This window comes from Vibrio sp. 1641 (assembly GCF_033339995.1).
Taxonomy (GTDB): domain Bacteria; phylum Pseudomonadota; class Gammaproteobacteria; order Enterobacterales; family Vibrionaceae; genus Vibrio; species Vibrio alginolyticus.
The window spans coordinates 19,508-30,665 of record NZ_JAWOVP010000025.1 but is presented as its reverse complement, the minus strand read 5'-3'; the positions used below and the strand labels follow the sequence as shown (position 1 = coordinate 30,665).

Genomic DNA, 11,158 nt, shown 5'->3' with positions numbered 1-11,158 from the left:
AGGTTCTTATTTTTAAAGAGCTTTTCTAACATTTTCAGCAACTTAGTTGCTCGTCGTTAGGGGTGCGTATCTTACTTCACACCGTGAGAGAGTCAAGCATTTTTTTCAAATTTTTTTTCTCTCTTCCCGACTCGCTGTGTGACTTTCGTCTCAGTCCGTGTCGGTGGATGCGCAGTATAGGGGGTTGAGAAATTAGCACAAGCGTTTTTTGCAAAAAAACTTTCAACCGAACAAATAACAAGCACTCTGCATAGATACTCAACGATCTTGTCTAATATTTCGGGTTGTAGAGGATCTTTTCATGAAGAAATGCCTGACTTCCGCATTAAAAGATCGCCTATTTCTTTGTGATTTCGGTTACTGATCTTATCTCTCTTGGTTCTTTTTTCTCTTTCTACCTATATAAAGATGAAAAAAAAGAGCAGAACGATGACGAACTGCTCTTTTGGTCTTTGCTTTTTATTTGGGGTACTTCAGGTGAAGTCTTGGAAAAGTGTTTCTTCTGTATATAGAAGAAAAGATCAGAGCATCCTTGCCCTTCTCTTTACGACAGATTAGTTAGGGGTATATCTAAATGTCGTTATTGTTCGATGACGCATTGAGCTCGTAAGAGTGGAGCATGCTTGCATTCCCAATGGCGTCATCTTCAAGAGGAACTTAGTTCTTCAATACTTTTACGGTGTAGCTACCATCTTTTTGTTGGTATAGACCGTGGATGTCGGTTTCGAAACCTGGGTAATGCGCACCGATCTCACAAAGCATCTCTAGGAAGTCCAGCACAGGGCGAGACTCTTGAGTCACCATTTCACCAGGAAGTACTAGTGGCACACCTGGAGGGTAAGGAAGGATCATGTTCGCACTTACGCGGCCAACCATTTCTTCCAGTTTGATTTCTTCTACGTTACCGCGAAGCTCTTCTTGCCATGCTGCGTGTGGTGTTACTTTCATTTCTGGAAGAACATCGAACGCTTTGTACATTAGCTCTGGTAGGTTGTATTTCTTAGTTAGGTCATGAATTGCTTGTGCTAGTTCTTGAACGCGCATGCCTTCATAGAAGCTTGGGTCTTCGTTGTATAGCGAAGGTAGGAAGCTCTTGATGGTTAGGTTCAAGTCGTAGCCACGTTTAAATTCAGTTAGACCGCGTAGCAATTGCATTGCTTTTGATTTGTCGATACCGATTGAGAATAGGAACAACAAGTTGTATGGACCTGTTTTCTCTACCACGATGCCGCGCTCGTCTAGGAATTTAGCCACCAGCGAAGCAGGAATACCTGATTCTTCTAGTTCGCCTTCTTTATTCATCCCCGGAGTCAGTAACGTTACTTTGATTGGGTCAAGATACATGTGGTTGTCATCCATGTTCTTGAAGCCGTGCCATGTGTCGCTAGGGTCTAGTTTCCAACATTCTGTGGTATCAATATTTTCTGGTTGCCATACATCGAAGAACCAGCTGTCGCTTTCTGCTTCTAGACGTTTGATCTCTTTACGGAAGCGGATTGCGCGATCGATAGAGTCTTGCATCAACTTCTTACCAGTGTTGCCGCGCATCATTGCCGCTGCAGTTTCAGTAGAAGCAACAATGCCGTACTGAGGTGAAGTTGAAGTGTGCATCATGAATGCTTCGTTGAAAGATTCTTTATCAAAGTCGCCTTTCACGTGAATCATTGAAGCTTGTGAGAACGCTGCCAACAGTTTGTGTGTTGATTGTGTTTCGTAGAACACTTTGCCTGGCATCGCTTCACCACTCATACCACATTTACCTTCGTAAATTGGGTTGAAGTTAGTGTAAGGCACCCAAGCACTGTCGAAGTGGATGTGTTTACAATCTAGCGACTCTTTGATGAATTGTGTGTTGTACAACAAGCCATCGTAAGTTGAGTTAGTCACTACTGCGTAAGTTGGTGCTGTTGCACCTGGTGTTTTCGCCACTTTCTCTGCAATGACATCGCGGCTGAATTCGCTTTGTGGAATACCACCAAGGATGCCGTATGCGTTACGAGTTGGGCGGAAGTAGATTGGTGTCACGTCGCTCATCATCATTAGGTGAGTCAGAGATTTGTGACAGTTACGGTCAATCAGTACTGTGCTGCCAGCAGGTGCTGAGTACATACCAACGATTTTGTTCGATGTAGACGTACCGTTAGTTACGATGTACGAGCTGTCTGCATTGAATGTGCGTGCGATGTATTCTTCTGCATCTTTATGTGGACCTGAGTGGTCTAGTAGAGAGCCTAGCTCAGGCATTGAGATTGATACGTCCGCTTTAAATGTGTTTGGACCGTAAAAATCGTAGAAGATGCTACCAGAAGGGCTTTTCTGGAATGCAGTACCGCCCATGTGACCTGGAGTACAGAAGGTGTATTTACCTTCTTCTACGTATTTGAATAACGCTTTAGTGAATGGAGGCATGATGGCATCTTTGTATGCCTCAGTCGCTTGGTTGATTTTGATAGCGATGTCGTCAGCCATACCTAAAGCGTACTCGAAGAAGCTCACGTTTAGACGTAGGTCTGTTAGTGAAATGTCTAGAGTAGACTGTTCGTTAGCAAATGCGTGAACAGGCAGTTTTTCGTTGATTTGGCTGATACGTTCACATAGCTCTAGTGAGTATTTATCCCAGTCGAACAGCACACCACAAATGCGTGGGTTCATCTCAATCATTTTGATCAAGTCTTTATCATCTACTGGGTAAACCACTTCGTAGCCCGCTTTCTCAAGAGCAGCGTGAAGTTGACGAACTGGCTCTTCTTTAAAGAACACACCCATGTGGTTCAAGATAGCGAATATATTCATTTGGACATCTCCAAGGCGAATGAGGGCGCTCTTTGCCATTTACAGGCAATGAGTAAGGTGAGCGCCGCGTGAATTTGGGTTTTATGGGCTGGCACCGTAGTGCCAGCGTTTTGGGGATTAGTTGCTTGCTTGGGCAGGCATGTCGTCAGCGTGCATTTTCACGTACTGAGCAAGACCTGCTTTTTTGCTGTAGAACATCAAGATAACTAGAGACACGATGAAGGTTGCTGTTAGCGTACCGCCCTCTGCACCCGCTAGTGCGATGAAGCAGAACAGACAAGCCACACCAGAGAACAGCATTACGAAGCCGTTGCGTGTTGTCATACCTTCGAAGCGAATCAAGTTAATGCTTGAGTAGAAGTAAGGCAGCATAGTTAGTAGAACCGCGTCAGTCGTTAGCTGGTTGAACAGGTCTGATGCGTGTGCTGTTTTAGAGCTGAAGAACATCAGTACAACCATCAGTGCAGTCATCTTGATTGACGCAAGGATTAGACCTTTCTTAGGCACACCGTTTTTGTCAGTTTCGCCGTAGATTTTAGGGAAGTTGCCGTCGTTTGCTGCACGTTTACCTGCTTCACCTACTAGCATCATCCAAGAACCTAGCGAAGTGAAACATGCTAGCGCTGTGAATGCTGATACGAATGGTGCTGTCCAGCTACCGAATAGCTCAGTGGTTGCTAATGCAAATGGCGCACCTGATGCCGCAACTTCTGACGCTGGGAACATGCCGCTGATCATTTGAGTTGATAGGATGTAAATCACACCTGCGATACCAGTACCCAACATAGTTGCTAGTGGTACAGTACGTTTAGGGTTTTCTACCATACCAGTCGATACCGCTGCTGATTCCACACCTACGAATGACCATAGACAGATAAGAACCGCTGTTACTACCGCGTGGCTGTCAGTGCCTGCTGATACGTTCCAGTTTTGGCTGTAAAGCGCAGTATCGAAGTGCGTCCAACCAAACGCAGCTGTACCAACAACTGGGATAAGGATAAGAACTAGACCAAGCGTACATAGACGGCTTACCCAGCTACCACCAAGTAGGTTGACGAAAGTGAAGATCCATACCGATGCAATCGTCGCAATACCTGCTGGGATTGGGTTATTAAGCACAGGGAAGAATACAGAAAGGTAAGAAACACCTGTAATGGCAATAGCCAGGTTACCAATCCAGTTCGCGTGGTAATAAAGAACGCCCGTTTGGAAACCAAATACCGGAGACACTTCGCCAGCATAAGCGATAGGACCACCTTCTTGTGGGTTTTTGGTTGCCAGACGAGCGTAAACGAACGCCAGACTCAGTGCTCCGACCAAACAGATCAGCCAACTGAAGATTGAAACAGAGCCTACAGAGGCAAGACTAGAAGGTAATAGTGCAATACCACTACCCATCATGTTACCGGCTACGACACCCGTACAGGCAATAAGGCCGATTTTTTTCGCATTCGATGACATAACATCTCCAAATCTATTCTACTCGAGTCAACATGACTCAAACTGAATGGTTATTAGCGAGATGCTATGAGGAAGAACCTGCTCGACCTCGCTAAATTTCGAAGTGAAGACTACGCCCAAAAATCGGGAAAAAAATAAACTTGGTGTTATCAATAAAATGATTAGTTCATCAACATCAAGTTGAGATAAACATGATAAACACAAAAATGTAAAACTATATTATTCATACGGTTATAAGAAAAACATCAAACCTTCTACCGATAGATAAACTCTCATCAACTCGTTGGTCATCGCGATAAAAGTTATCAACCTCTATCAACTTCCCCATCCCTAAGGGTTGATTCCCTGAAGTGTTGATTCCATAAATCTCTCCCTGCTCGCGCTTCTTGACCCATATCAATATTCATCTCGCATGCAAGAAAGCATCAGAATCATTCTCGCCACATAATTTAGCCGAGATAGAGATAGAGATAGAGATAGAGATAGAGAAGCAAAGCGGGTATGCATTCCCGTTGCAAGCTTGCGTTGTTAGCTCCTTCGTAAGTCATTGCCCCACCGCCTCACCCTTTTCACTTTTCGACAGCGACAAAAAAGCCCCTCATCGAAATGAGGGGCTAGCATTAGACTGACGTTGAGTCCGAGAGAATTAAAGCATTCGAACGACAGAAGGGTGAACGGCGCGATACATGGCGTAATCAATCGCCTTCATGTTACTTGGGAAGACCAAGTTTTCGCACAGCAGGTACGTCTCAACCGACGTATCAATATAGAAAGCTTCACTGTAAGACTCACTGGCCAAATCCAGATCACCATCCAATTCGGCGTGCTTACCGCGAATCACATAGGAAAGCACTGAATCACGTAACCTCAATGCCTGTCCGAGATGCCGCTTGGCTAACGCCATGTCACCAATGATGGTTTCGTGCAGTGCTAAAGCTTCATAAATTCGCGGTTGAATTGGCCCCACCATCATTTTCACATTAGTCTCTAGTGCTTCACTGAGCTGCTGCATTCGCCCTTTCTTCAACTCCTGTGAGAAATCAAGTGCCTTTTGTACATGATAAGCAATCAACAACTCAGCTTGAACGTAAGCATTATCCGGCTCGATTTCTAAAATGTTTTCCATCAAGTCGATACCTTGGCGGAATTGTTTAGTATCAGAGACATTAAGGTAATGGTTAGCCTGAACAAACAACTCCAACGCGTCGGGATTCATTGGCATTCCCGCCACCAGCATCGTAGATTTCAATTTGGCATCCGACACTTTCAGCACTTGCATCAAATCCAACGACGCTTGTTGAAGCACTGTCTTTAAATGACTACTGGTTAACGCGTATTGACGACTAAACAACACTTTCTCAGATGAGTTATTGCGATATTCCACCTCTAAAAAGCTGCCACCGTCATTCTCACGAACTCTCACCACAACCGATTTACCAGGCACAATGCCAGAAGTAAACGACGCCTTCTTTAGCATGACTCGGTAATCACTGACTTGAGCAATGTCGGACATCAACTTTTGGGCGAATCCGTCTGCCAAATCGTAGCTTAATCCTTCACTCGTAAAATTATCTTGAAACTTGAACTCAATCAGATGGGTATCGATGGCTTGGGTAATACGCACTTCCGATTGCTTGTAGGTAAACACGCCCATCACTACGACCAACATACTGATCCAGATGAAGTTCATAATTCCCAATCGCCAAGGACTGATTTTGTTTTTGCTCTGAGGGGCTTTTTTCTCTTTTGACATCTCGCAGACCGCGCGAGTTAGAGGACCGGCAGGAAAGGTAACGGCTGGTGCTATAGGTAGACAATCCTCTTCCGATTCTTCAACCGAAGGTGGGATCTCTTCATTTTGCCGACTTGTGACAAACTCTTCATGCGTCATAGCAACCACGTTCGCTACCAGCTTATAGCCACGCTTGGGCACCGTGATAACGTAGTTGGTATTTTCCTCTCGACCGTCACGTAGTAGCTTACGCAACTCAAAGATGGATTGAGTCACCACTTGATCGGTCACAATCGCTCCAGCCCAAACGTACTGAATCAATTCCTCGCGGTTGAACACCTCATTCGCATGCTCCGCTAAGAAGTGCAAAAGATTAATTAAGCGTGGCTCAACAGTAACTTCCCTATCTTGTCGATACAGCTTATTTTCATCAACGCTCAAAACCCAGTCATTGATTTGAAAATAGACTCCAACCATGTATGAAAACTCTCGTATCTACAGACAGCGTTACGCTAGGAATCAGACAATGGTCGATTCCTACAAGTAACTAAAGGCAAGATTATAGGTGGGAAAGCAGCGTGTACCTAGAAAAGCAAGTCGCCAAAAATGCAAACTTAAGTTAAGTGATGCAAGAATGAGACTACTCAAGTGCTGCAAGGATAGAGCAATGTGTGGCGTCATCGTCTGTATGACCACAACAAGCATCATTAATCTTCTTTAACGCTCGGCGAATTTTCGTCAGCTCGTTAATTTTCCCATCAATCAGCTCTAACTTAGCAGAAGTAATGGCTTTTACCTCTGCACAGCTGTGTTCTGTCGCTTCTAACTTAATTTCTAACAGGTCTTTAATTTCATCCAGACTCAAGCCAAGATCTTTACCTTTGAGGATAAAGTGCACCTGCTTTTGATTCTCTTCATCATACAAGCGGTAGCCTGATTCGCTTCGCCCTGCGGGTTTTATTAGCGCGTTTTTCTCGTAGAAACGCAATGTATCGGCAGTCACACCACAACGTTTTGCCAGTTCACCTATCTGAAACATAACTTTCCCTATTAACTATCTCGTTACTTTTAAAGCTAAAGAACGACTTTTTTGCAATTATTTTTGAGATGCCAAACGATTGCGCGAGCTTTTTTGTAATAAATTGGTTAGAATACGCGCCATCAAATGTGGAGACTGTTTTCTAACCAGAAAACACCCTGCAAAGGTCTTTACCAAAACTGGCCAATATTTTACCCCAAGAGGTAAAAACAAGTTCATTTTTGGCAAACATCTTTAACTCCGTGAATTTGAGGAAAATGGAAGCATGAATAACGCTCGTCCTATTCGCCGTGCGCTTATCAGCGTATCAGACAAAACAGGTATTGTTGAGTTTGCGCAAGCTCTTGCTGAGCGCGGTGTCGATATCCTATCTACTGGTGGTACAGCTCGCCTACTTGCCGAACAAGGCATCGCCGTAACCGAAGTCTCTGACTACACTGGTTTCCCAGAAATGATGGACGGCCGCGTTAAAACGCTTCACCCAAAAGTTCACGGTGGTGTGCTTGGTCGTCGTGGCCAAGATGATGACGTGATGGAAAAGCACGGCATCAACCCTATCGATATGGTTGTCGTTAACCTATACCCATTCGCAGAAACCGTTGCTAAAGAAGGCTGTACGCTTGCTGATGCGGTTGAGAACATCGACATCGGTGGTCCAACAATGGTTCGCTCTGCAGCGAAAAACCACAAAGACGTAACTATCGTGGTGAACGCTCACGACTACGACCGTGTTATCGCTGAAATGGACGCGAACGAGAAGTCTCTAACACTAGAAACTCGTTTCGACCTGGCTATCGCAGCATTCGAGCACACAGCATCTTACGACGGCATGATCGCAAACTACTTCGGCACTATGGTTCCATCTTACGGTGAGAACAAAGAAGGTGATGAAGAGTCTAAATTCCCACGTACGTTCAACCAACAGTTCGAGAAGAAGCAAGACATGCGCTACGGTGAGAACAGCCACCAAGCAGCCGCATTCTACGTTGAAGCAAACCCACAAGAAGCATCCGTTTCTACTGCTCGCCAAATCCAAGGTAAAGCCCTTTCTTACAACAACATCGCAGACACGGACGCAGCGCTTGAATGTGTGAAAGAGTTCAACGAGCCAGCATGTGTAATCGTAAAACACGCAAACCCATGCGGTGTTGCTCTAGGTAAAGACATCCTAGAAGCGTACAACCGTGCTTACCAAACTGACCCAACATCTGCATTCGGCGGCATCATTGCATTCAACCAAGAACTGGATGCTGAAACAGCAACCGCTATTGTTGAGCGTCAATTCGTTGAAGTGATCATCGCACCTTCTGTTTCTGCTGAAGCGATTGAAGTGGTTGCCGCGAAGAAGAACGTACGTCTACTTGAGTGTGGCGAATGGACAACGAAGACAACTGGCTTTGACGTGAAACGCGTGAATGGCGGTCTACTGGTTCAAGACCGCGACCAAGGCATGGTAAGCCTAGACGACCTAAAAGTGGTTTCTAAGCGCCAGCCAACAGAAGAAGAGCTAAAAGATGCACTGTTCTGCTGGAAAGTAGCGAAATACGTGAAATCTAACGCGATCGTTTACTCGAAAAGCGACATGACTATCGGTGTAGGTGCTGGCCAAATGAGCCGCGTTTACTCTGCGAAAATCGCAGGCATCAAAGCTGCAGACGAAGGTCTACAGGTTGAAGGTTGTGTAATGGCATCAGATGCATTCTTCCCATTCCGTGACGGCATCGACGCGGCTGCAGAAGCGGGCATCAAGTGTGTGATTCAGCCAGGTGGCTCTATGCGTGATGACGAAGTTATCGCAGCAGCCGACGAGCACGGCATGGCGATGATCTTTACCGGTATGCGTCACTTCCGCCACTAATCCTCTCGTCTTCACTGGGACGATAACTGCGTTGACGGCGTTCACTTATCCTAATCACATAGCATACTATGCTCATAGGAATAAGTTCACTTGTCGCCTTGTCCTCGTCCCATTGAATTAGAGAGGCCATACTCAGGTCTTTGCGAAATATCTGAGTTTGAGCAAACGGTATTTATAAGATTAAGGATTTTCATATGCGAGTTTTAATCATTGGTTCAGGCGGTCGTGAACATGCGCTAGGTTGGAAAGCGGCACAAAACCCAAATGTTGAGACTATCTTCGTTGCACCAGGCAACGCAGGTACAGCACTAGAGCCAAAACTAGAGAACATAAACATCGATGTAGAAGACATCACTGGCCTTGTTGCTTTCGCCAAAGAGAAGGCGATTGAACTGACTATCGTTGGCCCAGAAGCACCATTGGTTATTGGTGTGGTTGATGCGTTCCGCGAAGCGGGCTTACCAATCTTTGGCCCGACCCAAGCAGCAGCACAGCTTGAAGGATCTAAAGCGTTTACCAAAGACTTCCTTGCTCGTCACCAAATTCCAACGGGTGCCTACGCGAATTTCACTGAAATCGAGCCAGCTCTTGCTTACGTACGTGAGCAAGGTGCACCGATCGTAGTAAAAGCTGACGGCCTTGCTGCTGGTAAAGGCGTTATCGTAGCGATGACGCTAGAAGAAGCTGAGGATGCAATCAAAGACATGCTAGCAGGCAACGCATTTGGTGATGCTGGTAGTCGTGTCGTTATCGAAGAGTTCCTAGATGGTGAAGAAGCAAGCTTCATCGTGATGGTGGATGGTGAGAACGTTCTGCCAATGGCCACCAGCCAAGACCACAAACGCGTAGGCGACAAAGATACGGGTCCTAACACCGGTGGCATGGGCGCGTACTCGCCAGCTCCAGTGGTAACACAGGAAATCCACAACCGCATCATGGAAGAAGTGATTTACCCAACAGTACGTGGCATGGCCGCTGAAGGTAACCCTTACACTGGTTTCCTATACGCGGGTCTTATGATCGACAAAGACGGCACTCCGAAAGTAATCGAGTACAACTGCCGCTTCGGTGATCCAGAGACACAACCTATCATGATGCGCATGGAATCGGATCTTGTTGATCTGTGCCTAGCGGCAATCGACGAGAAGCTAGATCAAGCGGAATCGAAGTGGGATCCACGAGCATCGATTGGTATCGTGCTAGCAGCCGGTGGTTACCCAGCAGCGTACAACAAAGGCGACGTTATTTCGGGTCTGCCACAAGTTGAAATTGAAGGCGAAAAAGTCTTCCATGCTGGTACAGATAACAAAGATGGCGACATCGTGACAAACGGTGGTCGTGTTCTTTGTGCAACCGCACTTGGCAACAGCGTATCAGAAGCGCAGCAGCGTGCTTACGAGCTTGCAAAACAGATCCGTTGGGATGGCATGTTCCATCGCAACGACATCGGCTACCGTGCAATTGCACGTGAGCAAGAAAAATAAAAACAACATGAGTTGGCTAAAAAACAAAAGGCGCACTCAGCGCCTTTTTTATTGTTCTTGTTCGACAGAATTCGAAGCAATGTTTATTCAGAGATCAACGTTGGCCGAGAAACACAATCAAAGTCATCGTCATTGAGCATCAACAGTTCATCGACCATTGCTTTGTTTCGTGACTGCTTGCCGACAAAAGCCACATAACTGTCTACCGATGAGAGACGCTCGATAATAAATTTTGGCAACGTCTGATTAAACTCGAGTGTCGAGAACACCTTACCTTTGCAGGTTTCAAACGATTGACCATTCCAATAACCTTGAATAAGGCTCTGATTGTTACGAGACTGCGCCTTAACCGATGCCACTACGTCATTCGCTTCTGCTTTGTAGCGCTCTAATTGGTCATGCTGAAGTGGTAAGACTTTACGGTTAACACGATATTGTTGGTAAACCGCTTCGCCATCTTTATTGAAACGGATGTGGATTTGAAAAGGCACCAACTCTTGTTTGGTATCAACTTGCTCGCCTTTTCGAATCAACTCTCGCAACTCACCTTCATCCCAGCGATAATCACTCTGGAACCAACCATTGCCCCCCATAGTCACATAATCAGCCGCCGTACTCACACGAGTGAGTTTCTCTGTCATCCAGTACAAGCTGCTAGCATCTCCCGCAACTTTACCACCAGAAAAATGCGTGAATTGTTCTAAATTAGGAGTTTCAACCGACGAACAGCCAAAAAGGGTAAGGCTAGATAGGAGAAGTGAAGTGAGTAGATATTTTTTCATGAAATTGCA

General features: G+C 45.7%; 7 protein-coding genes. 2 read left to right on the top strand and 5 right to left on the bottom strand.

The window, feature by feature from the left end:
- Positions 1-657: 657 nt before the first annotated feature.
- The 4 genes from R7Z47_RS23430 to zntR all read right to left on the bottom strand — a co-directional run bounded on the left by R7Z47_RS23430 (position 658) and on the right by zntR (position 7,025).
- Positions 658-2,793: a lysine decarboxylase CadA gene (locus R7Z47_RS23430; RefSeq protein WP_158156989.1), complete on the bottom strand. Its 2,136-nt coding sequence runs from the start codon at positions 2,791-2,793 to the stop codon at positions 658-660.
- Between the two features lie 117 nt (positions 2,794-2,910).
- Positions 2,911-4,254 carry a cadaverine/lysine antiporter gene (gene cadB / locus R7Z47_RS23425; RefSeq protein ID WP_005434864.1) on the bottom strand — a complete coding sequence of 448 codons (1,344 nt, stop codon included), beginning with the start codon at positions 4,252-4,254 and terminating at the stop codon, positions 2,911-2,913.
- 646 nt (positions 4,255-4,900) lie between these two features.
- Complete coding sequence (gene cadC, locus R7Z47_RS23420; RefSeq protein WP_065275609.1) at positions 4,901-6,463, bottom strand: lysine decarboxylation/transport transcriptional activator CadC; 1,563 nt, start codon at positions 6,461-6,463, stop codon at positions 4,901-4,903.
- Positions 6,464-6,626: 163 nt separating this feature from the next.
- Positions 6,627-7,025 carry a Zn(2+)-responsive transcriptional regulator gene (gene zntR, locus R7Z47_RS23415; RefSeq protein WP_005382529.1) on the bottom strand — a complete coding sequence of 133 codons (399 nt, stop codon included), beginning with the start codon at positions 7,023-7,025 and terminating at the stop codon, positions 6,627-6,629.
- Positions 7,026-7,290: 265 nt separating this feature from the next.
- Here zntR and purH point away from each other — a divergent pair, with 265 nt between their 5' ends.
- Both purH and purD read left to right on the top strand, forming a co-directional pair.
- Positions 7,291-8,883, top strand: a complete 1,593-nt coding sequence (purH, locus tag R7Z47_RS23410) for a bifunctional phosphoribosylaminoimidazolecarboxamide formyltransferase/IMP cyclohydrolase (RefSeq protein ID WP_158156991.1) — start codon at positions 7,291-7,293, stop codon at positions 8,881-8,883.
- Positions 8,884-9,077: 194 nt separating this feature from the next.
- Positions 9,078-10,367, top strand: a complete 1,290-nt coding sequence (gene purD, locus R7Z47_RS23405; protein WP_136977321.1) for a phosphoribosylamine--glycine ligase — start codon at positions 9,078-9,080, stop codon at positions 10,365-10,367.
- An 83-nt stretch (positions 10,368-10,450) separates the two neighbouring features.
- On the opposite strand, the gene R7Z47_RS23400 is transcribed toward purD, so the two are convergent.
- Positions 10,451-11,149 carry a DUF1481 domain-containing protein gene (locus tag R7Z47_RS23400; protein WP_167415508.1) on the bottom strand — a complete coding sequence of 233 codons (699 nt, stop codon included), beginning with the start codon at positions 11,147-11,149 and terminating at the stop codon, positions 10,451-10,453.
- Between the last annotated feature and the right edge of the window lie 9 nt (positions 11,150-11,158).